General features: G+C 58.0%; 23 protein-coding genes. 8 read left to right on the forward strand and 15 right to left on the reverse strand.

The genetic code is table 11. From position 1 onward, the window contains the following. Positions 1-56: 56 nt before the first annotated feature. From mvk to R84865_RS05275, 5 genes are all read left to right on the forward strand, one after another. Entirely contained in the window at positions 57-1,055 is a 999-nt protein-coding gene (gene mvk, locus R84865_RS05255; RefSeq protein ID WP_435639029.1) for a mevalonate kinase, read from the forward strand. Next, positions 1,055-2,035: a diphosphomevalonate decarboxylase gene (gene mvaD, locus R84865_RS05260; RefSeq protein WP_435636563.1), complete on the forward strand. Its 981-nt coding sequence runs from the start codon at positions 1,055-1,057 to the stop codon at positions 2,033-2,035. The genes mvk and mvaD overlap by 1 nt, the downstream gene beginning before the upstream one ends. Positions 2,036-2,129: 94 nt before the next feature. Then, positions 2,130-3,221, forward strand: a complete 1,092-nt coding sequence (locus R84865_RS05265) for a phosphomevalonate kinase (RefSeq protein ID WP_435639030.1) — start codon at positions 2,130-2,132, stop codon at positions 3,219-3,221. Beyond that, complete coding sequence (gene fni / locus R84865_RS05270; RefSeq protein WP_435630974.1) at positions 3,218-4,279, forward strand: type 2 isopentenyl-diphosphate Delta-isomerase; 1,062 nt, start codon at positions 3,218-3,220, stop codon at positions 4,277-4,279. Before R84865_RS05265 ends, fni begins: the two co-directional genes overlap by 4 nt. Before the next feature lie 93 nt (positions 4,280-4,372). Then, entirely contained in the window at positions 4,373-4,792 is a 420-nt protein-coding gene (locus R84865_RS05275) for an acyl-CoA thioesterase (protein WP_435636561.1), read from the forward strand. Positions 4,793-4,916: 124 nt separating this feature from the next. On the opposite strand, the gene R84865_RS05280 is transcribed toward R84865_RS05275, so the two are convergent. Beyond that, positions 4,917-5,873 (reverse strand): aldo/keto reductase, encoded by a 957-nt coding sequence (locus R84865_RS05280; protein ID WP_435639031.1) that lies wholly within the window; start codon positions 5,871-5,873, stop codon positions 4,917-4,919. Positions 5,874-6,200: 327 nt separating this feature from the next. On the opposite strand from R84865_RS05280, the gene R84865_RS05285 reads away from it, so the two are divergent. After that, entirely contained in the window at positions 6,201-6,737 is a 537-nt protein-coding gene (locus tag R84865_RS05285; protein ID WP_435639032.1) for a GNAT family N-acetyltransferase, read from the forward strand. A gap of 108 nt (positions 6,738-6,845) precedes the next feature. On the opposite strand, the gene hemB is transcribed toward R84865_RS05285, so the two are convergent. From hemB to R84865_RS05300, 3 genes are all read right to left on the reverse strand, one after another. Then, positions 6,846-7,820: a porphobilinogen synthase gene (hemB, locus tag R84865_RS05290; protein WP_435639033.1), complete on the reverse strand. Its 975-nt coding sequence runs from the start codon at positions 7,818-7,820 to the stop codon at positions 6,846-6,848. A 144-nt stretch (positions 7,821-7,964) separates the two neighbouring features. After that, positions 7,965-8,234: a DksA/TraR family C4-type zinc finger protein gene (locus tag R84865_RS05295; protein ID WP_435630979.1), complete on the reverse strand. Its 270-nt coding sequence runs from the start codon at positions 8,232-8,234 to the stop codon at positions 7,965-7,967. 281 nt (positions 8,235-8,515) lie between these two features. After that, a complete protein-coding gene (locus R84865_RS05300) occupies positions 8,516-9,079 on the reverse strand; it encodes a hypothetical protein (protein ID WP_435639034.1) in 564 nt (187 codons plus the stop codon). A gap of 182 nt (positions 9,080-9,261) precedes the next feature. Here R84865_RS05300 and R84865_RS05305 point away from each other — a divergent pair, with 182 nt between their 5' ends. Continuing rightward, entirely contained in the window at positions 9,262-9,399 is a 138-nt protein-coding gene (locus R84865_RS05305; protein ID WP_435630981.1) for a hypothetical protein, read from the forward strand. Between the two features lie 86 nt (positions 9,400-9,485). Here the strand turns inward: R84865_RS05305 and R84865_RS05310 are convergent, their stop codons facing one another. The 8 genes from R84865_RS05310 to R84865_RS05345 all read right to left on the reverse strand — a co-directional run bounded on the left by R84865_RS05310 (position 9,486) and on the right by R84865_RS05345 (position 17,017). Beyond that, positions 9,486-11,819 carry an FUSC family protein gene (locus R84865_RS05310; RefSeq protein ID WP_435639035.1) on the reverse strand — a complete coding sequence of 778 codons (2,334 nt, stop codon included), beginning with the start codon at positions 11,817-11,819 and terminating at the stop codon, positions 9,486-9,488. 6 nt (positions 11,820-11,825) lie between these two features. Next, complete coding sequence (locus tag R84865_RS05315) at positions 11,826-12,758, reverse strand: efflux RND transporter periplasmic adaptor subunit (RefSeq protein WP_435630983.1); 933 nt, start codon at positions 12,756-12,758, stop codon at positions 11,826-11,828. 19 nt (positions 12,759-12,777) lie between these two features. Further along, the gene (locus tag R84865_RS05320; protein WP_435630984.1) at positions 12,778-12,996 is read right to left on the reverse strand and encodes a DUF1656 domain-containing protein; all 219 of its coding nucleotides are present in this window, start codon (positions 12,994-12,996) and stop codon (positions 12,778-12,780) included. A gap of 97 nt (positions 12,997-13,093) precedes the next feature. Then, the gene (locus R84865_RS05325; protein WP_435639036.1) at positions 13,094-14,062 is read right to left on the reverse strand and encodes a ProQ/FINO family protein; all 969 of its coding nucleotides are present in this window, start codon (positions 14,060-14,062) and stop codon (positions 13,094-13,096) included. A gap of 131 nt (positions 14,063-14,193) precedes the next feature. Beyond that, complete coding sequence (locus R84865_RS05330) at positions 14,194-14,715, reverse strand: dihydrofolate reductase (RefSeq protein ID WP_435639037.1); 522 nt, start codon at positions 14,713-14,715, stop codon at positions 14,194-14,196. After that, complete coding sequence (locus tag R84865_RS05335) at positions 14,712-15,506, reverse strand: thymidylate synthase (RefSeq protein ID WP_435630987.1); 795 nt, start codon at positions 15,504-15,506, stop codon at positions 14,712-14,714. The genes R84865_RS05330 and R84865_RS05335 overlap by 4 nt, the downstream gene beginning before the upstream one ends. Next, a complete protein-coding gene (gene lgt / locus R84865_RS05340; protein WP_435630988.1) occupies positions 15,506-16,339 on the reverse strand; it encodes a prolipoprotein diacylglyceryl transferase in 834 nt (277 codons plus the stop codon). The genes R84865_RS05335 and lgt overlap by 1 nt, the downstream gene beginning before the upstream one ends. Before the next feature lie 168 nt (positions 16,340-16,507). Next, on the reverse strand, positions 16,508-17,017 hold the full coding sequence (locus R84865_RS05345) for an RNA pyrophosphohydrolase (RefSeq protein ID WP_435630989.1): 510 nt from the start codon (positions 17,015-17,017) through the stop codon (positions 16,508-16,510). Between the two features lie 292 nt (positions 17,018-17,309). Here R84865_RS05345 and R84865_RS05350 point away from each other — a divergent pair, with 292 nt between their 5' ends. Further along, positions 17,310-17,966: a histidinol-phosphatase gene (locus R84865_RS05350; RefSeq protein WP_435636555.1), complete on the forward strand. Its 657-nt coding sequence runs from the start codon at positions 17,310-17,312 to the stop codon at positions 17,964-17,966. A gap of 246 nt (positions 17,967-18,212) precedes the next feature. On the opposite strand, the gene R84865_RS05355 is transcribed toward R84865_RS05350, so the two are convergent. From R84865_RS05355 to R84865_RS05365, 3 genes are all read right to left on the reverse strand, one after another. After that, positions 18,213-18,752: a disulfide bond formation protein B gene (locus R84865_RS05355; RefSeq protein ID WP_435630991.1), complete on the reverse strand. Its 540-nt coding sequence runs from the start codon at positions 18,750-18,752 to the stop codon at positions 18,213-18,215. 92 nt (positions 18,753-18,844) lie between these two features. Beyond that, positions 18,845-20,440: a glutamate--cysteine ligase gene (gene gshA / locus R84865_RS05360; protein ID WP_435639038.1), complete on the reverse strand. Its 1,596-nt coding sequence runs from the start codon at positions 20,438-20,440 to the stop codon at positions 18,845-18,847. A gap of 226 nt (positions 20,441-20,666) precedes the next feature. Further along, on the reverse strand, positions 20,667-23,045 hold the full coding sequence (locus R84865_RS05365; RefSeq protein ID WP_435630993.1) for a Tex family protein: 2,379 nt from the start codon (positions 23,043-23,045) through the stop codon (positions 20,667-20,669). Positions 23,046-23,187 lie beyond the last annotated feature (142 nt).

Consider the following 23,187-nt stretch of genomic DNA (forward strand, 5'->3'; position numbering starts at 1 on the left):
CGCTCTGTGCCGTGCCGTTTGCCATAAGGCTAAGCGACCTATCTGGAACAGCGATAATGGAACGCGAGCAGCAGCCTGACTCCTTCCGCTCTGGCAGTGGCACCGCCTGCGGAAAATTCATTTTGATTGGCGAACATTCGGTGGTGTTTGGTCACCCGGCCATCGCCATTCCGCTGCTGGGCGTCACCATGCGCGCTCGTGTTCACCGTCAAGCGCGCGAACCCTGGTTTACCAGCGAAGTTTACGATGGCCCACTGGCCGCAATGCCCGACCAGCTGGCCGGCATCCGCGGCGCACTCAAAGCCACGCTTGAGGCACTAAACGAATCCAGTGAAGGGCTCTCGATTACTTTGGACAGCGATGTCCCCGTCGAGCGCGGTATGGGGTCGAGCGCCGCATCGGCCGGTGCCATCATTCGCGCGCTATTCGATTACCACCGTCGTGAGGCCAGCGCCGATCAGCTTTTTGAGCTGGTGCAGGTAGCCGAGCGCATCGCTCACGGCAGTCCTAGCGGTCTTGATGCTGTGGCGACATCAGCGCGTGCGCCGGTGTACTTCCATCAGGGCACCTTCGCCACCCTTGATATTGCACTGTCCGGTGCAGTGGTTATTGCCGACACGGGGATTCGCGGAGGAACGCGGCAAACGGTGGCGGCGTTAAGAGCACGCCACGCATACGCCCCGGCCGACGTAGACCCTGATCTTGAGTTATTGGCTTCGCTTACCGATGACGCACAGCACTGCCTGCGCGACAATCAACTCACTGAGTTGGGCACCATTTTCGATCAGGCACATGCTGCCCTGGTGCGTTTAGGCGTCAGCAGCGTCGAACTCGATCATCTTGTCGAAAGCGCCCATCGCCACGGTGCCGTGGGTGCCAAGATGACCGGCGGCGGTGCAGGTGGCTGCATGCTAGCGCTGTGTGACAGTGTTGGCAGCGCTCAGCGAGTTGCCGAGGGGTTGCGCCGCGACGGCGCCAAACGCGCCTGGATTCATACCTTCGATGCGCACAACGATGGCGCCACTTCCCATAACGACGGTGAGGTATTGTCTTAATGGCTCATCACGCGCGAGCCAAGGCTCACACTAACATCGCCCTGAGCAAATACTGGGGCAAACGTGACAACGACCTGATTCTGCCTATGAATGGCAGCTTGTCGCTCACCCTGGATGCCTTTCATACCACCACTGAGGTACGTTTCGTTGAAGAGCGCGGTATCGATACGGTGGTGCTTAACGACCAGCCGTTGGATGCCAGCGCTGCCGCCAAAGTGAGTCGCTTCCTTGATCGCGTGCGTGAATTGAAAGGCGTCGATTGGCGCGCCGAAGTGCGCTCTTATAACGAGGTGCCCACTGGCGCGGGGCTGGCCTCCTCGGCCTCGGCATTTGCCGCGCTAGCGGCGGCGGCCTCGCAGGCGCTCGGGCTTGAGCTCAGCGAACGCGAACTGTCGATACTGGCGCGTAAGGGGTCAGGTTCCGCTAGCCGCTCAATCTTCGGTGGCTTTGCGCTATGGCAGGCCGGTCACGACGATCAAAGCTCTTACGCGTATCCGCTGCAATCACCGCTACACGACGACATCGCAATGCTGGTAGTAGTGATTAACGCAGCGCACAAGCCGGTCTCAAGCCGCGAAGGCATGCGCCGTACCGTAGAGACTTCACCATACTACCCAGCGTGGGTGGACGACGCCGAGCAGCGTCTTGGCGAAATGAAGCAGGCGGTGGTCGAGGGCGATTTCACGCGCATGGGCGAGTTGGCAGAGATGAGCGCAATGCGCATGCATGCCAGCATGCTGGCAGCAGAACCGCCCTTCTGCTATTGGGAAAGCGGTAGCCTGCAAGCGATGCAAACCGTACGCGAGCTGCGTGCCCAAGGGCACCAGTGCTACTTTACGATGGATGCTGGCCCCAATGTTAAGATTATCACTCGGACCTCTGAACTCGCCGTGCTTAAGCGCGCTTTGGCGGCTACAGTAGGCGAGCAGGCGTTGCTGACTGCGCGCCCGGGTCCCGGTATCGTCGTCGAGAATTGCTGAACGCCCAATAAAGGCGCAGCATGGCCGCTAGCCGTGACGGCCATTTCACACAACCGCCCAGGTTGATATCGATTCAGGTAACGGAGAGGCGTAAGTGTCAGTTATTGAGGAACAAGCCCCCGGCAAGCTCTACATCGCGGGAGAATACGCGGTGATCGAGCCGGGTAATACGGCCATTCTGGTTGCCGTTGATCGTTTTCTGCGCGTTCGTCTGACCGCCTCCGAAGAAGTCGGCTCACTCACCTCCAGCCAGTATGGCCGCTTACCGGTGCGCTGGCGGCGCAGCGGTGATCACAAGCTGGTGCTCGAGCGCGAAGAAAACCCCTTCGATTACGTACTTTCCGCTATTGCTGTTACCGAACAGTACGCTCGCGAGCAAGGCCGCGAACTGGCCTTTTACCATCTCGACATCGACAGCCAGTTGGACGACTCTTCGGGGCGCAAGTACGGGCTTGGCTCGAGCGGTGCCGTGACTGTCGCGACCATCAAGGCACTGGCACGTTTCTACGCACTAGCGCTCTCGCCGCTGATGCTGTTCAAGCTGGCCGCGCTGGCCCAGGTCGATATTCAGCCCAACGGCTCTTGCGGCGATCTGGCCGCTAGCGCCTACGGTGGCTGGATTGCCTATACCTGTTTCGATCGTGAGTGGGCACGCCGCGAGCGCGCGACTCACACCGTTACCGATATGCTAAGCCGCGACTGGCCACATCTCGACGTGCGCCGCCTAAGCGCCCCCAGCGATCTGCATCTGGTGATCGGCTGGACGGGCGCACCGGCCTCAACGCCGGCACTGGTCGCGATGGTACAGGCGCGTAAAAGCGACAGCGCCACGCATTACGACGACTTCCTCAGCAATGCCAAACGCTGCATGAAGGCAATGGTGGCCGCTTTCGAAGCAGGCGATACCAAATGCATTCAGGCTGAAATTCGCGTGTATCGTCGTCTGCTGCACTCATTGGGAAAAAGCGCCGACACCCGTATCGAGACGCCAGAGCTTGATCTCTTATGTGCCGAAGCAGAGCACTATGGCGGCGCGGCCAAAACCTCGGGAGCGGGCGGCGGCGACTGCGGCATTGCCATCTTCAATGCCGACAATGATGTGTCGGCGTTGCTCGATGCCTGGACGCGCAATGGCATTCTTCCCCTCTCGCTGAAGGTGCATAACGAGAAGAGGCACGCCGCATGAGCCAGTCGCAGCGCAAGGATGACCACGTTGCCCATGCGGAGGCGCTGTTCAAGGAGAGCCGCCACAACGAATTCGATGATCTGGATTTCGTGCACCATTCCCTGCCCCGCCTCGATTGCGATCAGGTAGACCTGAGTACATCGGTTGGTAGCAGCGAGTGGCCACTGCCCTTCTACATCAATGGCATGACCGGCGGCAGCCAGAAAACCGGCGAGCTTAACCGCCAACTCGGCGAAGTGGCTGAGGCTACCGGGCTCGCCATTGCGACCGGATCGCAAAGTGCTGCGCTGAAGAACCCCGCGCTACGGGATACCTTCAGCACCCTACGTGAACACAACCCACATGGCTTTGTGATGGGCAACGTCGGCGTCGGGACCCCGCCCGAACTGGCCGAACAAGCGGTAGAGATGCTGGATGCCAACGCCCTTCAGGTGCATATCAACGCACCGCAAGAGCTGGTAATGCCTGAAGGTGATCGCCATTTTCGCGACTGGCTCGACAATCTTGCGGCCATTCGTGAGCGTGTGAACGTGCCAGTAATTGCCAAGGAAGTCGGCTTCGGCATGAGCGATACCACCGTTCGGCTGCTGCAGGAACGCGGCATCACGCTGATTGATGTTAGCGGCCGTGGCGGCACCGATTTTATCGCCATTGAGAACCTGCGCCGTCCTGCCGCCGAGCTGGATTACATCAAGGGCTGGGGGCAATCTGCCGCCGCCTCGTTGATCGAAGCAGCCCCGGTGTTGAGCGGTGCACAGCTGCTCGCTTCCGGCGGCGTTAGAACCCCGCTGGACGTGCTCAAAGCGCTGGCGCTGGGCGCGAAAGCCGTGGGCGTTTCGGGGCAGGTACTGCATACTTTAGTGAATCACGGCCCAGAGGCGTTGGTTGCCATGCTTGAAGAATGGAAGCAGCAACTGCGTACGCTGATGACCATGATAGGCGCCGCCGACGTTGCCAGCCTTCAGCATACTGATCTGCTGGTGCGCGGGCGCTTGCGTGAATACTGTGAACTGCGCGGCTTGAATCCCGCAGGGTATGCACGTCGCTCGCGCGGATAGCGCAAGGCGGCCAAGTAACCACTGCGCCAAAATACACTACAAGACGATACCTTGATGAGTATCGCCAGATCCGGCGCTGTCGAGGAGAGAACGATGTCTCATATCTGCCACTTTAAGGTGCGCGGTAACCATATCGATATTTACCAGCACGTTAACAACGCCATGTACCTGACCTACATGGAAGACGCGCGCTGGGAAATGTTCGAGGATACCGGCGGCCTGGCATGGATGACCGAAAACAAGTACGGTTTTGTAGTGGTTAATATCAACATCTCGTTCAAAGCGGCCGCCTATATGAGCGACCGTATCGAGGTACGCAGCACCTTCGAGCCGATTGTCGAAGGTAAAAGAAGCGGCATCCTTCACCAGAGCATCTATCGCGGTGACACCGAGTTGGCTAGCGCTGACATTGTCTATGTGTGCATCGATCTGACGAAAGAGCGCTCACTGCCGTTTGAGGGCGAGCTACTGGAAAAACTCAACGACTGGTATCAACACTACCAGCGCATTTAGCCGTTTGGGCGTCGCGGCGATAGCTGCACTATAGTCCATTCGTAAAGAAGCCCCGGCGTGTCATCACGCCGGGGCTTCTTGCTGTTGCCGTTAGCTACCAGTCCATACTGGCAACGCCAATGGCTTACTCGGCGCTGGCCTGATCGAGCAGCGCGATATCGTCGCTCGACAGCGTCAATTGCGCGGCCTTGGCCAGGCTCTCAAGCTGCTTCAGGCTGGTGGCGCTGGCAATAGGCGCAGTCACCGCGGGGCGCGAGATCAGCCATGCGAGCGCCACTTCGGCAGCGCTGTGCTGGGTTTTCTCGGCAACCTGACGCAGTGCGTCGAGGATATTCAAGCCGCGCTGATCGAAATATTTACCGAGGAACTGCTCGCGCTGCGTGCCCGCGATATCCTGTTTCGACTGATATTTACCAGACAGGAAGCCAGAGGCGAGACTGAAATAAGTGATCACACCGATGTTTTCACTGCTGCACAGCTCGCTAAGCGGTCCTTCGAACGCGGAACGATCATACAGATTGTATTCCGGCTGCAGCACGTCATAACGCGGCAGCTGCTCGCGCTTCGCCACATCGAGCGATTCCTGCAGCTGAGCGGCATCGAGGTTAGAAGCACCGACTGCGCGGATCTTGCCTGCTTTGAGCAGCGCCTGATAGGCCTCGAGCGTTTCATCGTAACCGGTGTCGGGATCGGGCCAGTGCGACAGATACAGATCGATATAGTCGGTTTGCAGGCGGCGCAGCGAGTCCTCTACTGCTTCACTGATCCAGCGCTTGGACAAGCCTTTCTTGCCATCGCCCAGGTCAGCGCCCACCTTGGTAATCAGCACGGTTTGATCGCGCTTGCCAGGGTTCGCCTTGAACCATCGACCAATCACCGATTCCGACGTACCCGCTGCGTTGCCGTCTGCCCAAATCGAATAGCAGTCAGCGGTATCCACCGTATTGAAGCCAGCGTCCAACCACGCATCCAGCAGCGAAAATGACGTTTTTTCATCCGCTGTCCAACCAAACACGTTACCACCGAATACCAGCGGTGCTACCTGTAAGCCAGTATTACCCAGCGCTCGACGTTCCATCATTGTGCTCCTTGGAAGCAGTGTCACCCTATTGCATTGCTGGACGCAGCGACCAGCAACATTCGAAAACTGTCCCACACTCTAAACGTTGACACGCATCAGCGCCAACGCTGACGTGCCCCCATTCGCCTAGCGCAGAGCCCCACCGCTGCTGCTTGAGAAGCCTTGGCAGCGACCAGCATGGCATTACGTCTCAGGCGACGACCACGGCCCGCAAATATCGCTCTGATACCGATAGCGCGCTACCATTCAGAGAGACAGCCAGCGTTGATGATTCCGTCGTCACTGGCCCGCTATGTTCATTCTCTCGCCCATTGTCAGGACATCGTTATGGCAACGCTTACTCTGGTGCCGTTTAGCGAAGCTCACTTCGCGCTATTAATTCGCTGGTTAGCGGATCGCCACAGCGTTGCGCAATGGGGCGGCCCAAGCGAGCCCTTCCCGCTAACGGAACACGAGCTTCGCCATCATCTCGATGATAGCCTTGGCGCGCGACCGGGAAGACGTTGCTGGATGGCGCACCATTCCGCGCTGGGCATAGTGGGACACGTGCAGATTGCCTGCGATTGGCTAAATCGGGTGGGTCGTGTTGGCAAGGTGGTGATCGCGCCTGAAGCACGCGGCGCGGGGCTGGCAGGCGATATGCTAAAGCTGGCATTGGATAACGCGTTCGCGCGGGATGACATGCAGCGCGTCGAGCTGAACGTGTATCCCTTCAATACCGCCGCCATTCGAACCTACCAACGGCTGGGATTTGTCTATGAGGGTACGCGACGCTCTTCTGCCCAGGTAGGCAGCGAGCGCTGGGATACCATGATCATGGGAATATTGCGCGAAGAGTGGCTGGCGCGAGGCAAAGGGGAATAATCCCCTTCGCCAGCATTAGCCGCACGGGAAGGCTGACACTTGGCCATGGCAGCCAACGCAAACCGCCGCATCACTGCGGCGGTCGCTTGCTTCAGGCTTGCGAGGCTATCAAAGCCCGCGCTCAAGCAGATAAGGGGCGAAATAGCTAAGAATGATATCGGCCCCGGCGCGACGAATAGCGCCCAAGGTTTCACGCACCACGGCTTCCTCGTCAATCACGCCCTGCTGAGCGGCAAAGCGAATCATCGCGTACTCACCACTCACCTGATATGCCGCTAGCGGCAGCAGGCTCTCACGACGAATGTCAGCCAGCACGTCAAGGTAGGCCAGCGCTGGCTTGACCATCAGCATATCGGCGCCCTCTTCCGCATCGAGCAGCGACTCGCGCAGCGCTTCTCGGCGATTCATGGGGTCCATCTGATACTGCTTGCGATCGCCTTTGAGCTCGCTGCCTGCTGCTTCACGGAAGGGACCGTACAGCGATGAGGCGAATTTGGTCGAGTAAGCCATGATCGGCGTTTCATTGAAGCCAGCGCCATCGAGCGCCTTGCGAATGGCGGCAATTTGGCCGTCCTGCGCCGCAGAAGGCGCAATGATGTCGGCACCTGCGCGCGCGGCAAGCACCGACTGACGGCCCAGATTTTCGATGGTGACATCGTTATCGACCTGACCATCGTGAATCACCCCACAATGGCCGTGCGAGGTGTATTCACAAAAGCAGATATCGGGAATCACCGTCAGCTCTGGCACCGCCTTCTTGATGATGCCGGTCATGCGAGCCACCAGCCCATCTTCCTTCAACGCGTCGCCGCCCACCTCATCCTTATGGTGAGAGATGCCGAACGGCATGATCGCCGTAAGCCCCAGCTTGGCAAGCCGCTCAACTTCCTGCACAAGCTGTTTTTCGGGCACGCGGAACTGTCCCGGCATGCCCTCGATGGGCTTCGGCTCGTCGATGCCTTCCTCAACGAAGATGGGATAGACCAACTGCTCGGCGGAAAGCTGGGTTTCGCGTAGAGAAGCGCGCAGTTGCGGGGTACGGCGCAATCGGCGCATGCGCACCTCGGGGAAAACTGCCGACATGACAACCTCCTGAAGGGCAGCACGACACCGGTGGCTTGTCTGCCCTGAGACTTAAATGGATTGCGCTAATATTAACACGCGAGGAAGGCAGTGCGCATGGCGCGCTCTAGCGAAAAGACCGCGCTGATGGCGGCGACGGCAGCGTTAGCGCAGTTGGCTGTCCTTACTGCCGCGTCTGTTGTAGCCCGCTGCGTGGGCCTGCGTTTTATCCTGCTCGGCCTGACACGCAACGCATAGCCTAACGCCTGGGATCGCTTCTCGCCGCGCTTCGGGGATTGCCTCACCGCACTCCTCGCATTCAGCAAGGCTAGGGCCAGCCTGCTGCAAGCGGCGGCGTGCTTCGTTTACGCCATCTTCTACGGTGCTGTCGATCTGGTCTTGAACAGCACCATCTCTTGCCCATCCGACTGCCATGGTTGCCTCCTCCTAAAAAGAGCCGTTCTGACATTCACTGAATGACATGATGGGGGCAGTTAACGACAAATCAACCCCATATAACTGCTTCAGGGGACGTAATGGCGATTTTTACCGCAGTAGCGTTTGCCATTTCAACACCGTGCCAAAGGGCACTATTCGGTAGCCGTCCAATCGTTCCCGTGCATAAAAAAGCCCGCTGCTGCCATGAACAATGCTCATGGCGGCAGCGGGCGTTTCTATTTGGCGCGCGTGCTTACGAGAGGATACGGCCGACGCCGCTATTGAGTGGCACGGTAAGCGCGTAAATACTCGGTTTCACTGCGCAAATCATCCTGCATTGCGTTGAAACGCTTCATCAGCTGCGGATCGACGCTGGAGGTATCGCTAGGGCGTGGAGTCTTCGACTCGATATCTTTCTGCTTGGCCGCCAGATTTTTCAGCCCCCGATCGAACTGATTGCAGACTTTTTTATCGTCGCTGTTTTTTTCCAGTGCGACATGACAATTACGGCCCAAATCACGCGCCACCGTTAACGAAGGAAGGAGTGCATTAACGTACTCGGTGGGCGATAGCTGGGGATCGCTTGGCGCTTCCTGTTTATGATCCTGCTGGCTAGCGCTACCGCTGTCGTCGGAAGCAGCACTTTCGCTGTTGGTCTTACTGGCCTCTGCGGCGCTGCTATCGTCACTGGTCTTAGCAGCCTCTTGTTTGGCTTCGGCAGCGCTGCTGGATGAGTGCTCCGCCTGTTGCTCATGACCATCGGCCGCGGCCTGTTCAGCCGCTAGCGCACCGCTGAAGGGCAGCGCGAGCAGTATAGAAAACCACAGGCTCGGTTTGTTCATTACCTACTCCGCGTGAGTCAAGGCTGTCGGTACACTTGAGCGCTCAAGCGCACATCTGAATTTATGATAACGGACGATCCATCAACATGCGTTCAATTCAGTCACGGTTTTGCAATAGCTCCATATTACCATTGGTTGGGTAACAGCGCGTTAACAACGCCCCACTCTCAAGGAGCACCATTATGTACCGTTCTGCGACTCAAACAACCGCTAGAAAATGGTTATCCGAAGCCGAGCTGATTAACGTTGCGCATCGCGGCCACGATAATCCGCTGCTGCAAGCGCTGGAAAAGCGACGCGGGCGTAAACGCATTATCTGAGCGACCCACCAAACAATGTGGGTGCCTGAGATAACCACCATCTCCAGGCACCCACTTCTTCCTACTCCGCGTAAGCAACCAGCAGATTAGCGATCGTTATTCGGCGGTGGATCCTCGCTATCATCGTCGTCCCCATCCGTACCATCGCTACTACCATCTTCGGCATCGTCTTGCCCGGTAGCCCCGCCATCGCCTTCATCGCTAGACGCCTGATTGTCAGTCGGCTGACCCGTTTGATCGTCATCAGCGGCGATGGGGGGATCATTCACGTCTTGCTGACTGGACGCTTCGTCCTCTTCAGCCGCCGCTCGCTTGGCGAGTCCCGGGAACAGCGTGGCGGGCAGCTGACCCAGCTGGTCTTCGCTCACCCCTGCATTGCGACGTAGCGTCAGCATGATGCGGTAGCAAAGCCCCTGAAAACGCTTGAGCTTGGTCTCATCGAAATGCCGCGAATGTTCCATCATATCGAACATTTCACGACTGACTGCGACAAAGCGCTGGTCGTTGTTGTCGCCCCATGCGCTGGCCAGATAGGCTTCGGACAGCGCCTCCTGCCACTGCCGCATGGCGGCGCGCAACCGCGGATCATCACCGTCGAGCGTAAAGCGATGCGCCTGTTTGATGATGGCGTGCCCCAGATTCAATCCGAGCAGGCCCTGCTCAATCAGACTGTGCTGTGATTCGGTGTTTTCGATCGATGCCAGGCGCTGAATCCTGACGATCAAGCGACCATTCAGCCATGACTCGCTGTCGTCCTCACTGCGTAGCCCCAACGACGCCAAGTCGGCAGCAGTAGCGCTAATCAGGCGCTTACGCATGATCAGCGGGCCAGGCGCTGGCACCAGCCTGAACAGCGTATAAAGAGTCAGCACGCCAATGAATATCGACAGACCGCGCTCTAACGACCCCACCAGATCGAAGGCCATGTAGTTGCCGGGCAGCGTCATGATGATGTAGGTCAGGCAAAAGCCCAGTGCGTAACCAATGGTAGGCCTGCTTGAGAAGCCGAGTACCGCCAGGCCCATCGGTAAAATGAAACACAGCACCAGCAGCTCATAAAACCCTGGCGCTACCGGCAAAATCAACCCATTAACGATCAGCGAGACGGGAATCGCGACCAGATTGCCCACGGTTACCGCGCGCAGCACCGCCTTGATAGGCGATTGCGCGAACATGATGCTGAAGACTATAGGCAGCACCATGGTCAGAAACGCAACATCCCAACCGGTTGCGATCCACAGCGTTGCGCCGCAGGCGAACATCAGCGACGAGCGCAGCCCAATCGTAATGGATGAGAGCACATCATAGGTACGCGAAATGGGGCGAGCACGCAGGTTGACACTGCGATGGTTGGCGACCCCTCGGCAGGCGTCGTGCATCACCACGAGGTGCTGCAGCACCTCCTTCACCCCTTGCAGAGCACGATGCTGCAAGGGCGTTTTCATTTCACTGTCGGCGATATTGCCAACTTCTTTCCTGAGGTCGGAGAAAAGCTTACGGCTGGCCGCGAGGTCCTTCTCTTCGCTTGCTTGCTTGACGGTTTCACGCAGCCTATCGAAGACATGCTGCAACGAGGGATTGATCCAGTCGGGATGCTCACGTACCAGGTGACCAATGACCTGCATTTCCGCGATAAGGCTAAGCGTTTTCTGCGCCAGCATATGTGCCGCACGCGCCCTACCAAGCCCCGTCGGGCCTTCGTACACCACTGGATTAGCGTCGGCCTCGAGTAGCTCCACTGCCCCAATGGCCGCCAGCAATGAGCCGTGACGCTCGCGGCGCTTATCTTCAACAATCAGGTGCAGCACCATCGAATCGAGCGCTTTGGCAATAACGCCGCGTGCGTGCGTGGTGATCTCTCGCTCAACGTGCTGCGGCCACAACAGCATACTCGAGACAGTGGCACACAGCGCGCCAATACATATTTCGCTGACGCGCTGAACCGCTATTTCGAAGATATGGTTACTCGTCACGTCCCCTGACAGTGATATCACCACGATCAGGTTCATGGTGACTGCGGACATAGCGCAGAAATAGGTAACGTTGAAGTTGTGCGTCATCGACGACAGGGTCGAGAACACGAACACCACCATCGCCATTGTCGCTAGTGCCAAAGGAGGCGTCTGGATGTATAGGCCCAGCATAATCAGGCCGAGTACGCCGCCCAGCACTGTGCCGACAATCTGGAACATGCCTTTCTCGATGACCTGCCCACCCTGCGGGCGAATCTGCAAGAACACCGCAGAAATAAGCGTCCAGTAGGGCCGGTCGAAGTCGAGATAAATGGCTATGTACAGCGCTAGCGCCATCGCCACCACGGCTTTGACAGCAAACTGTACAGCAGAAGTTGACGGTGTCAGGAACACCGCCAATTTAGGGGGGAGCGTGAACTCTTTAAGTCGCGCGGTCAGAGAGGACATGCGCTGTTACTCGGCGCTTGGCGAACTGGTCGACTCGGTCTGTAATCCTTCAGCATCAGCTTGCTCGTCGCGATCGCGGTCCTTGCGATTATAAACGCGCACGGTTGCCGTCATGCCCGAGCTCAGCACGACGCCATCAGGCACGTGATCAAGATGAATATCGACCGGAATGCGCTGCGCCAGCCTTACCCAGGTAAAGGTGGGGGATACAGTCGGAAGCTGATCGTTACCCTTCGACGTATCACTGTTGGAGATACCGCGACCAATGCTGACTACGTGTCCTTCGAGGCCTTTCGAATGGCTCATCAACCATACTTCGGCTTTTTCGCCCGGCTGAATCTTGTCGATTTTAGTCTCTTCGAAATAGCCAGTGATGTAATAGGAGTGATCACGCACCAGCGACATTTGCGGCGTGCCCTGGGTCACGTAGTCGCCCTGCCGCAGGCTCAGGTTAACGATATGACCAGAGGCGGGAGCGCGATACTCGGTACGCGCCAGATTGATTTTAGCGGTTTCCACTTGTGCCTGAGATGCCCGATAAGCGGCTTCGGACGCAGCGGCGGACAGCCTGGCGTTCTGCAGGTCTTCACGCGAGATCGACTGGCTGGAAAGACGTTGGCGGCGCTGGTATTCCTCGAGCGCTTGCTGCCAGCGCACGTTGGCTTGCTGAGCAGCCGCCGAGGCCTGATCAAGGGCGGCCTGGTAGCGAACGCGGTCAATACGAAAAATGACGTCGCCTTTGTTGACGTGCTGGTTGTCGTGCACGTTAAGCGTGTCGATCCAGCCGGAAACATCAGGCGCAATGGTGGTGACATCAGCGCGCACCCGTCCATCTCGAGTCCACGGTGTATAGCTGTAGTAATTCCATACCCACACACCTGCCGCGATTACCAGCACCAACATGCAAAGCGTGAACAAAAGTCGGATAAGTGTCCGCATTAACCTGTCACCAAGATTATCAAGAGATTGCCGAGAATGATCCGGCCAACCAAGTCACGCCCGCCAGCAAGCAGCAAAACAACGCCACATCAAACCAGGCTTCCTGTAACACCAACCGCCCTAGCGGCGATTTGAAAATAACCAGACGCAACACCACGGCCAACACCAGACTAAGCAACACGAAAAACAGCATGGGGCCAAAATATACCCCGCCCCAGTTGATTTCGCGCATAAACATAATGATCCCCCTGCTCGCCTGGTGCTGACGCGTAAAGCCGATGGCCGTGGCCGCACACTCGTTAGGCTGCGAATCTTATCACAGCTTGGATTATGGTTCAGTGCCCCAGGCGCGTATTAAGCTGTGCCAACTTACGCGACATGCGCTCGGCGCTCAGCTTCTCTTCGCGCTCGCGGCGTCGCTGCTGAAGCGCATCGAGCTGTTCTTTAGCGTGCTGCACATCCTGTTCGACGATATCGCCAGCCGGCTGACCATCGAGATCGACGCGCTGCGCACCAACACGCACCGACTTCAGGTAGCGTGGCAAATTGACATAGTTGGCAAGTGCCCGCCTGATCAACTTGGCGGGCCACGGTTCGCGAGCGATCAGATCTTCATGGATACCGATCTTGAGCGGCTTGGTGTGTGCGGTAAAGAAGGCGTGGGGATACTGGGCGTACCAGCGTTTAAGCAGCGCCTGTGGGGAAGGCACTGACTGCTCGGCGGCTGGCTGATGCTCCGCTGCAGGCTGATGTTCGGCCGCCGCAGTATGCGTGGACTGATCGGCAGCGGCGGCATCGCCATCTGAGGTGCCTGCGTCTACAGCCACATCGACGTGCTGGGCATCGGCCTTCGAGGGGGCGTCGGCGTCTGCGATGATGCCAGCGGCACCTGCCGGCGACGACGACCGCTCACTGCCGGCTCTATCGGGGCGTGCATCTGCAGCAGGAGCTGGAACATCGCTACCTGCCTGACTGGAAGCATCAGGGTGATCGGTGACTAGCGCCCCATGCTCGGCGAGTGCCCCCACATCGCTTGCGTTGGGTGTCGATGGCACAGGTGTCGAGTCGTCCGCTTCGGCGCTGGCGCAGAGCTCGGGATCAGATGCAGGCGCAGCAGCGCCTGCAACGCTAACCTCTTGAGCAACCACCGGCGACGCGGTTTGCTGCTGTTCAAGCTGTGCTTTCAACGCGTTGTTCTCACCTTCAAGCAGCCGTAGCTGTTTTTGAACGCGCTCCAACTCACGAAGGGTTGCTTCCGATTTCTGATCGAGCGATTCGATCAGCGCTGTTAGCCGGTCACTCACTTGGACCGTTCCCCCATACTGCTTGACTGTTATTGAATACTCATGGGTAATGTCCGCACTGATGGCTGCCATAACGCCCAGTGCCTAACGCCACAAAGCAATAATAGAGCAAATACACCAAACGACAACTATCACGGCACGCGCTGATAGTACAGAAACCGATAGTGAGGTTGGCCTGGACCAGGCTCACCCTCAACCTCCTCGCTTAACTGCCATTGCTGCTCGTCGATGGAAGCGAAGAACGCATCGCCTTGCAGCGTGATGTCTATCTGCGTGACATACAGGCGGTCCGCCAGCGGCAGCGCCTGAGCGTAAATCTCGCCGCCGCCAATGATCATCACCTCGTCAACACCATCCAACTGCGCCTGCTCGCGAGCAACTTCCAGGGCACTTTCCAGTGAGTGAGCCACTTTGACTCCCTCGGCACGATAAGAGGTATTGCGCGTAATCACGATATTGGTGCGATTGGGCAGCGGACGCCCGATTGACTCGAAGGTGGTCCGGCCCATGATCACAGGCTTATGACTGGTCTTGTCCTTGAAGAAACGCAGGTCCTCGGGAAGGTGCCACGGCATCTTACCTTCAGCACCGATCACGCCATTACTCGACCGCGCCACGATGATGGCAATCGAGATATCGCTGCGCGAAATCATACCGCAACCTCAGCCTTGATATGCGGATGAGGATCATACCCTTCGATGGCAATATCGTCGAAGCGGAAATCAAACAGACTAGTGATCTCTGGATTGAGCTTCAACTTGGGCAATGGTCGCGGTGTGCGGGACAGCTGCTCACGCGCCTGATCGAGATGATTGAGATAGAGATGAGCATCGCCCAGCGTGTGCACAAAATCGCCCACCTCAAGATTACACACCTGCGCGATCATATGCGTAAGCAGCGCGTAGCTGGCAATGTTGAAGGGCACACCCAAAAAGATATCGGCACTGCGCTGATACAACTGGCAGGAGAGCTTGCCGTCGGCGACATAGAACTGAAACAGCGCGTGGCAAGGTGGCAGCGCCATCTCATCTACCAACGCAGGATTCCATGCCGACACCAGCAGCCGGCGCGAGTCCGGGGTACGTTGGATCGAGTCGAGCAGTGTCGAAATCTGATCGATATGGCGACCATCAGGAGCGGGCCAACTGCGCCATTGGTAGCCATACACAGGCCCAAGGTCACCGTTCTCGTCGGCCCACTCATCCCAAATACGCACGCCGTTTTCCTTGAGATAAGCGATATTGGTATCGCCTTTCAAAAACCACAGCAGCTCATGAATGATCGAGCGAAGATGCAGCTTTTTAGTGGTTATCAAGGGGAAGCCGTCGGCCAGATTGAAGCGCATTTGGTGACCAAACACGCTAAGGGTGCCGGTACCGGTACGGTCAGACTTTCGCGTGCCTTCAGCAAGCACGCGCTGCATCAGTTCCAGGTAGGGTTTCATTAGCGGTGCTCACTCTGTTCGGCGGTGGAGGACGCTGGCGCTTTAGTACCGGTCAAATCAAGCGGCTGCCGACGTGACCAAAGCACCGTCACAATACCGATCAGTATCATTGGCACACACAGCAACTGTCCCATGGTCAGCCAGTTAAACGCGATAAAGCCGAGCTGCGGATCAGGACGACGGAAGAACTCGGTAAAGAAGCGGAAGCAGCCATACAGCAGCACAAAAAGACCTGCCAGCAAGCCGCGGCGGCGCGGTTTACGTGACACCCACCACAGCACCACAAACAGTAGCAGCCCTTCGGTCAAACACTGATAGATGGCAGAGGGATGGCGCGGCTCGGGGCCATATTTGGGGTAATCAATCGCCCATGGCACGTGGCTGATGCGGCCGGGCAGCTCCTGATTGATGAAATTACCGATACGACCGGTGCCCAACCCTACAGGCACGATAGGCGCGATGAAATCGCACAGCTCCATGAAGTGCAGCTTGTGCTTGCGGGCGAACAGTACAATCGCCACCAGCACGCCCAAAAGTCCGCCGTGGAAGCTCATGCCGCCATCCCACACGCGGAAGATCCATAGCGGATCGGCCATCAGGTACTCCCAGCCGTAGAAGACTGCGTAGCCAATTCGGCCCCCCAGCACGACGCCCAGCGCGCCGTAGAAGATCATGTCACCAACGGCCTGTTTGCTGATGCCAATCCGCTCAGCGCGCAGCCGAGCCAGCCACCACGCGCCCAGGAAGCCAATCAGATACATCAGGCCATACCAGTGAATCGACAAGGGGCCGATGGAGGCCAGTACCGGATCGAAGTGGGGATAGTGCAGCATAGTGTCTTCCAAGGTGAGATCGAAGGCGTACCGACAGTGTGGGGTGACTGCAGCGCCGCGTTAAGAAGTGGTAGGCGCACCATTCTAACGATACCGAGGCTACCAGGCGAGAGCACCTTGCCATAGACACCACACAACAATGCCGCACCGAAGTGCGGCATTCACGCGTTAACGCAGTAGCGACCTGGTTTTGCCGAGGGCCATTGCGCCATGCAGACGCGGTGCCAGTTCCTGCAGCGCGCGTCGATACACTTCGCGCTTGAAAGGCACTACCTGCCCCAGCGGGTACCAATAGCTAACCCAGCGCCAGCCATCGAACTCAGGCTTGGGCGTTGAATCAAAGCAAATGCGCTTTTCATTACAACGCATCTGAAGCAGGAACCACTTTTGTTTCTGCCCTATACACAAAGGCCGCGAGTGGGTGCGAATCATACGCTTTGGCAGCCGGTAGCGTAACCAGCCGCGCGTGCAAGCAATGACGTCAACATCGTGCGCGCAAAGGCCTATTTCTTCCTCAAGTTCACGAAACAGCGCCTGCTGCGGTGTTTCGCCAGCGTTGATGCCGCCCTGGGGAAATTGCCAGGCGTCTTGCCCCACCCGTCTAGCCCAGAGCAGCTGCCCGCCCGGGTTGGCAATGATGATGCCAACATTCGGACGAAAGCCATCAGGGTCAATCACGGGTATACCCCTTGTTTTATCAGCCTGCATGATCGCGCTTGAAGTCGAGAGCTACGTGACCATGCGGCAATTTAATAGAGGAGCGATAGTACTATCGCCATTGCCTCCATTCTTCCACAAAGCGCGAAACCGCTTCAACAACTGAACGGCTCAACACCTTTCACCAAAGGTGTAATTCCAGACAACCCGTTGCTGCCAAGCGCAATGCTGCGCAAATTGGTAGCATAGCTGCCATCCTGTGGTTAGGTAACGCCGTTACGTTCGGCACCGTTTCTGGTTTACGGAGGCTCTCTTGCAGCTGGCAATCTTCGATTTGGACAACACCCTGATTGGCGACGATAGCGATCATCGTTGGGGCGAATATCTGATTAGCATTGGCGCCGTGGAAGAGCGCGCTTATCGCGCCGCCAACGATCGCTACCTTGCCGACTACCAAGCCGGCACGCTGGATATCAATGAATATCTGGAATTTTCGCTCAAGCCGCTGGCGGATAATCCGCGTGAGCAAGTGGAGCAGTGGCGCCGCGACTTCATGCGTGATGTCGTGGAGGAGATAATACTCCCCAAGGCCGAAGCGCTGCTGAAGAAGCACCGTGAGGCCGGTGATTATCTGCTGATCATTACCGCTACCAATCGTTTTGTGACCGCCCCTATTGCCGAGCGGTTAGGCGTCGATGACTTGATCGCCATCGAGCTGGAAGAACACGACGGCCACTACACCGGCCAACTAGCAGGCATTCCCAGCTTTCGCGAAGGCAAGATTACGCGGCTCGAACACTGGCTGACCCAGCATCCCGAAATAACGCGCGACGGAGCCTGGTTCTACAGTGATTCGCGCAACGACATTCCGTTGCTTGAACGGGTGGATCGCCCTGTTGCTGTCGACCCGGATGACGTGTTGGCTGCTGAAGCACGCGCACGCGACTGGCCAATTATCAGCCTGCGCTAACGCCCCACCAGGCCGCAGTGGCAGCGGCAGCGGGCTTCTGGCACACACTGAGGGGTTCATCCCAACGGCGTGGCACAACGACAGCAGTGCTCCGCACGCTAACGATCAGCCCTGTGCAACGCTAGCGCCCTGCTGCTTACGCCCACCAGGCCGATTCGCGCTCTTGACAAAACACCCCGAAGACTGGCTCGACGGCCAATCTTCGGGGTGTTTTTGGTGATGCGCGAGAAGCGCTTGCGCGCCCGCTTACAGTAAGCGTTTGCTCGGCTTGCGACGCATACGGCTAATCGAACTGGTAACCAGCAGCAGCGAAATCAGTGCCAGCACCACGAACCCCATCATGGTCCAGCCAGGCAGCGTAATACCTAGCCAAACGCCATGAATCTCGGCACATTCTCCAGAACCGTGGAGCACTTCTTGCACAACGCTCTGCAGCGGCATCACCTCAAGCATGTAGTCGAGACCCGGGCCGCACGACGGCGCTGCACCAGGCGGCAGGCTTTGCAAATACAGATGACGTGCCGCCAACGCAATACCCGCACCGCTGGTGAGCAGCCCTAGCAGGCCATAAATTACCCCGCCCCACCTTTTGGGGTTGTGGAAGATGCCAGGCAGCAGCACCACAAAGGTAGCGATCACCGCCACGCGCTGGAAAATACACAGCGGGCAAGGATCGAGCTCGCCCACATATTGCAGCAGCAGCGCCACTGCCATCATCGCAATGCACAACAGCGCACCCAGCAGGCACCAGCCCCGTGCAACGACTTTATTCACGTTCTTGATCATGTTACTGCTCACTCAATGACATTTGCGCGACACTCTACGACGAGCAGCACCGCGTGCATAGACCAACACCGCTAACCTTCTTGCGTTAACCATTAACGCGGCGTGGCGTGTTTCTCGGCACATGCGAAGTAGCGCCGCACGTATTCATCAAACGGGACGCTAGTATCTTGCTCCAGCGCCTGCTGCTGTTGCCACGATTGCTCGGCGAGCTCTTCCAGACAGGTATCGCGCGCTGGATCGATCGGTGACTCAGCAAACCACGCCGCATGCTGCCGCGCTTTGCCCAGCGTCCAGTCAACGAAGTCACGCTGCTCCGACGCTAGCGCATAGGCAATTTGCCCCGCCGGCGTCAGCGACGGATCACGCACGCGCTGCGCTAGCACGTTCAATGCATCGGCATGCGGAGACTCTGGCTCGCTGGCATCCAGCACTTCAGCGACGGGCTTAAGGGCGCGGAACAAGTCCTCGGCGGCATCGGCCAGCGCCACTTCACCATTAACGCTTGCCAGCGTCAGCTGAGGATCGAGCCCATTGGTCACAACGCGCCGGCGATTTTCGACGATGCGCTGCTCTTCTTCATCGCTAATGACGTCGGCACTGTCCAGCAGGCAGTACAGCAAGAAGGTGTCGATGAAGCGAGTTTGCTGCTCGTCGATGCCCAGCGGCAGCAGCGGATTGATATCGAGACAGCGCACCTCGATGTACTCAACGCCTTCGGCTTCAAGCGCCTGAGTAGGCGTTTGATGATGACGCACCACGCGCTTGGGCCGAATATCGCTGTAGTACTCGTTTTCGATTTGCAGAATGGTATCGCTGAGCTGACGCCACTCACCGTCTACCTCAGTACCAGCTTGCTGATACGCCGGCCACGGCGTGCTAACGGCACTGCGCAGCGTTTCAACGTAATGGTTGAGGGTATCAAAACGTACCTTAAGCTGATCCTGCACTTTGTTCTGGTAGCCAAGATCGCTCATCCGCAGTGAAGAGGCGTCGCTTGCCAGCAGCGTGCTTTTACCTACTGCTTCGAACCCTTCCACCGAGCGACCATCGAGGAAGCTTTTATCGATGGCTGGTGATGCGCCAAACAGGTACATCAGCAGCCAGCCATGGCGGCGGAAGTTACGAATAACGCGGAAGTATTTTTCCGAGCGATAGTCGCGTGCATTAACGTCGGACTGACCTTCTGCGTCAGCCAGCACCTGCCACAGCGTATCGGGAAACGATACGTTGTAGTGAATACCGGCAATCGACTGCATGATACGGCCATAACGCACATCGAGACCGCGCCGATAGACGTGCTTCATGCGGCCGCTATTAGAGCTGCCGAAATCAGCGATGGGCACGCTGTCATTACCATTAAGGCGCGCTGGCATGCTGGCGGGCCACACTACTTCATCGCCAATATAGCGGTAGGTAATCCGATGCAGGTCAGCCAAGAAGTCGAGTGCGTCGGAAGGATGCGGAAATACCGGCGTCACGTACTCAAGCAGCGACTCTGAATAATCGGTAGTAATGTGCGGATGCGTCAGCTTCGACCCTAGTTCGCGCTGGTGCGGCTGCTGACTGATGCGTCCTTCAGCGTCTACCCGCAAGCCTTCTTTCTCGATACCACGGCGAATACGTCCAAGACGGCCTTCGCTCGCGCTGCGCATTAGGGCGGAAACTACACCCTCGAAATAATCTGTCACAGATACCTACCTTATGTCGGTCGGAGTGCCTACGCCCCTTGATCGCTGGCGACCTCCCTGCGTGTCGCCAAATCCTATCATGTTCCTCTTGCCGTAACGGCACCCAACCGTGATTGCCGCTCGGAGGCACCGCCAATCGTGGAAGAGTATGGCTAGCCTGACGCCCTTTGATCAAGAACTGCGCACCGCCCCTTTCGCACCAACACGCTGAGGCGGCAGGCGTTGATCAACTGCGTCCTTTCGCCTTTGCCTTCAACAACGCCTCTCCCAGCGCCCCCATCGGGGCTGACTGTTCCGAACGTGATGATTGACGCTGGCGCGGCGCACGCGATGGCTTAGCGGAAGGCGCGTCACCCTGCGCCGACTCGGCGGCACTGTCGGAGAGACGCATACTCAAGCCAATGCGCTGTCGCGGCACATCCACCTCCATCACTTTGACCTTCACTACATCGCCTGCCTTGACTACTTCACGCGGGTCTTTGACGAAGCGTTCAGAGAGCGCAGAGATATGCACCAAACCATCCTGATGCACGCCAACATCCACGAAGGCACCAAAGTGTGTCACGTTGGTGATCACGCCTTCGAGAATCATGTCAGGGCGCAGGTCGGTAATTTTCTCGACGCCTTCCTTGAATTCGGCCGCTTTGAACTCAGGGCGCGGATCGCGTCCGGGCTTGTCGAGTTCTTTCAGAATGTCGGTGACGGTCGGTAACCCGAAGCGCTCATCGACAAACTGCTGAGGGTCGAGCTTGCGCAAAAAGGCGCTGTCACCGATCAGACTGCCCTGTTCGCGCCCCGCACTAGCGGCGATGCGCTCAACCACTGGATAGGCTTCAGGGTGCACGGCGGAAGCATCCAGCGGGTTATCACCCTGGGAAATACGCAAAAAGCCCGCGCACTGTTCGAAGGTTTTCGGTCCCAACCGGCTGACTTCTTTCAACGCTTCCCGAGAGCTGAATGCCCCCGCTGCATCACGCTTGGCGACGATGTTTTCAGCCAGCGTAGCGTTAAGCCCAGAGACGCGGGCCAACAGCGCCGGCGAGGCCATATTCAGTTCGACACCCACCGCGTTCACACAGTCTTCAACCACCGCATCGAGCGCCCGTGCCAACTGTAGCTGCGAGACGTCGTGCTGATACTGCCCAACGCCAATCGATTTTGGCTCGATTTTCACTAGCTCCGCCAATGGGTCTTGCAGGCGGCGTGCAATCGAGACGGCACCACGCAGGGTAACGTCGAGCTCGGGAAATTCCCGCGCGGCAAATTCTGACGCCGAGTACACCGACGCCCCCGCCTCGCTCACCACCACCTTGGTGACGGCGCGCCCATTAAGCGGCGGCAGCTGACGCTGCAGCGCCTGCGCCAGACGATCGGTTTCGCGACTCGCGGTACCGTTACCAATCGCAATCAATTCGACAGCGTGCTTTTGGCACAGCGCCGCCAGCACCGCCAACGACTCGTCCCAACGATTGTGCGGGGCATGCGGATAAATAGTGGTGGTATCCACCAGCTTACCGGTGGCGTCAACCACCGCCACCTTGGTGCCCGTGCGCAATCCCGGGTCGAGCCCCAAGGTCGGGCGAGCGCCCGCTGGTGCGGCCAGCAGCAGATCCTTGAGGTTATCCGCGAAAACATCGATGGCGGCCTGTTCGGCCCGCTCGCGTAGCCGCATGAACAGCTCTGACTCAAGACTGGTGTAGAGTTTTACTCGCCAGGTCCAGCGCACTACCTCGGCCAGCCATTTATCCGCTGGGCGCCCTTCATCGTGAATGCTAACGCGTCGCGCAATCTCGGCTTCGGCCGGATGACGCGCAGCTTCTTCTTCGCCGGGCAGCTTAATGGCGACCGCCAGCACGCCTTCATTGCGGCCCCGAAACATTGCCAGCGCACGGTGGGAAGGCGCTTTGGCAAGCGCTTCACGGTGATCGAAATAGTCAGAGAACTTGGCGCCCTGCTGCTCTTGCCCCTTCACCACCGTGGCGTGAATCTCGCCTTCCGACCACAGCCGCTCGCGCAGCCGCTCAAGCAGCTCTGCATCTTCGGCGAAACGTTCCATGAGAATTTGCTTGGCGCCATCAAGCGCCGCCTTGGCGTCCGCCAGCGCCAGTGAATCACCGTTTTCGCCTACCAGCGTCTGCGAAGCAGCAACGTAAGGCTCAGCGGTAGCTGTCGGGTCGAGTGCGGGGTCGTTGAGCAGTGCATCCGCTAAAGGCTCGAGCCCTGCCTCGCGCGCAATCTGCGCTTTGGTGCGGCGTTTTTTACGATAAGGAAGATAGAGATCTTCAAGGCGCTGTTTGGTATCCGCTGCGCGAATCGCGCTTTCCAGCGCGGCATCCAGCTTGCCCTGCGCATTGATTTCTTCCAACACGCTTGCACGGCGCTGCTCCAGCTCACGCAGATAGCGCAGCCGCTCATCGAGTTCGCGCAGTTGTGAATCGTCGAGCCCGCCCGTGACTTCTTTACGATAACGAGCAATAAACGGCACCGTGGCACCTTCGTCGAGGAGCTCAACAGCGGCCTTTACCTGCTGCGGGCGAACGCTCAATTCGTGAGCGATTTTCTCGAGAATGACACTGGGAAGATCGGGAGACTGCGTATTATCCATGGGCCTTTCAGTGATTCGTTGCACAAGGGAGCGCCGATTAGACCACTTTTAATGCCGCCAGACCAACTCGATACCGCGCAAAAAAACCTGTATCAGCGAGCGCGGCTGATACAGGCAAAGCGAACACTTTATACGCAGCCGA

The organism is Carnimonas bestiolae (assembly GCF_051251145.1).
Lineage (GTDB): Bacteria > Pseudomonadota > Gammaproteobacteria > Pseudomonadales > Halomonadaceae > Carnimonas > Carnimonas bestiolae.

Excerpts from the sequence above, each read along its gene's own strand:
- R84865_RS05300 (WP_435639034.1), bottom strand. The coding sequence starts at position 9,079 with ATGAACAAACCGAGCCTGTGGTTTTCTATACTGCTCGCGCTGCCCTTC.
- R84865_RS05285 (WP_435639032.1), top strand. The coding sequence starts at position 6,201 with ATGGCAACGCTTACTCTGGTGCCGTTTAGCGAAGCTCACTTCGCGCTA.
- fni (WP_435630974.1), top strand. The coding sequence starts at position 3,218 with ATGAGCCAGTCGCAGCGCAAGGATGACCACGTTGCCCATGCGGAGGCG.
- mvaD (WP_435636563.1), top strand. The coding sequence starts at position 1,055 with ATGGCTCATCACGCGCGAGCCAAGGCTCACACTAACATCGCCCTGAGC.
- R84865_RS05275 (WP_435636561.1), top strand. The coding sequence starts at position 4,373 with ATGTCTCATATCTGCCACTTTAAGGTGCGCGGTAACCATATCGATATT.
- mvk (WP_435639029.1), top strand. The coding sequence starts at position 57 with ATGGAACGCGAGCAGCAGCCTGACTCCTTCCGCTCTGGCAGTGGCACC.
- R84865_RS05330 (WP_435639037.1), bottom strand. The coding sequence starts at position 14,715 with ATGATTTCGCGCAGCGATATCTCGATTGCCATCATCGTGGCGCGGTCG.
- hemB (WP_435639033.1), bottom strand. The coding sequence starts at position 7,820 with ATGTCGGCAGTTTTCCCCGAGGTGCGCATGCGCCGATTGCGCCGTACC.
- lgt (WP_435630988.1), bottom strand. The coding sequence starts at position 16,339 with ATGCTGCACTATCCCCACTTCGATCCGGTACTGGCCTCCATCGGCCCC.
- R84865_RS05355 (WP_435630991.1), bottom strand. The coding sequence starts at position 18,752 with ATGATCAAGAACGTGAATAAAGTCGTTGCACGGGGCTGGTGCCTGCTG.
- R84865_RS05365 (WP_435630993.1), bottom strand. The coding sequence starts at position 23,045 with ATGGATAATACGCAGTCTCCCGATCTTCCCAGTGTCATTCTCGAGAAA.
- R84865_RS05305 (WP_435630981.1), top strand. The coding sequence starts at position 9,262 with ATGTACCGTTCTGCGACTCAAACAACCGCTAGAAAATGGTTATCCGAA.
- R84865_RS05310 (WP_435639035.1), bottom strand. The coding sequence starts at position 11,819 with ATGTCCTCTCTGACCGCGCGACTTAAAGAGTTCACGCTCCCCCCTAAA.
- R84865_RS05295 (WP_435630979.1), bottom strand. The coding sequence starts at position 8,234 with ATGGCAGTCGGATGGGCAAGAGATGGTGCTGTTCAAGACCAGATCGAC.
- R84865_RS05315 (WP_435630983.1), bottom strand. The coding sequence starts at position 12,758 with ATGCGGACACTTATCCGACTTTTGTTCACGCTTTGCATGTTGGTGCTG.
- R84865_RS05320 (WP_435630984.1), bottom strand. The coding sequence starts at position 12,996 with ATGTTTATGCGCGAAATCAACTGGGGCGGGGTATATTTTGGCCCCATG.
- R84865_RS05280 (WP_435639031.1), bottom strand. The coding sequence starts at position 5,873 with ATGATGGAACGTCGAGCGCTGGGTAATACTGGCTTACAGGTAGCACCG.
- R84865_RS05335 (WP_435630987.1), bottom strand. The coding sequence starts at position 15,506 with ATGAAACCCTACCTGGAACTGATGCAGCGCGTGCTTGCTGAAGGCACG.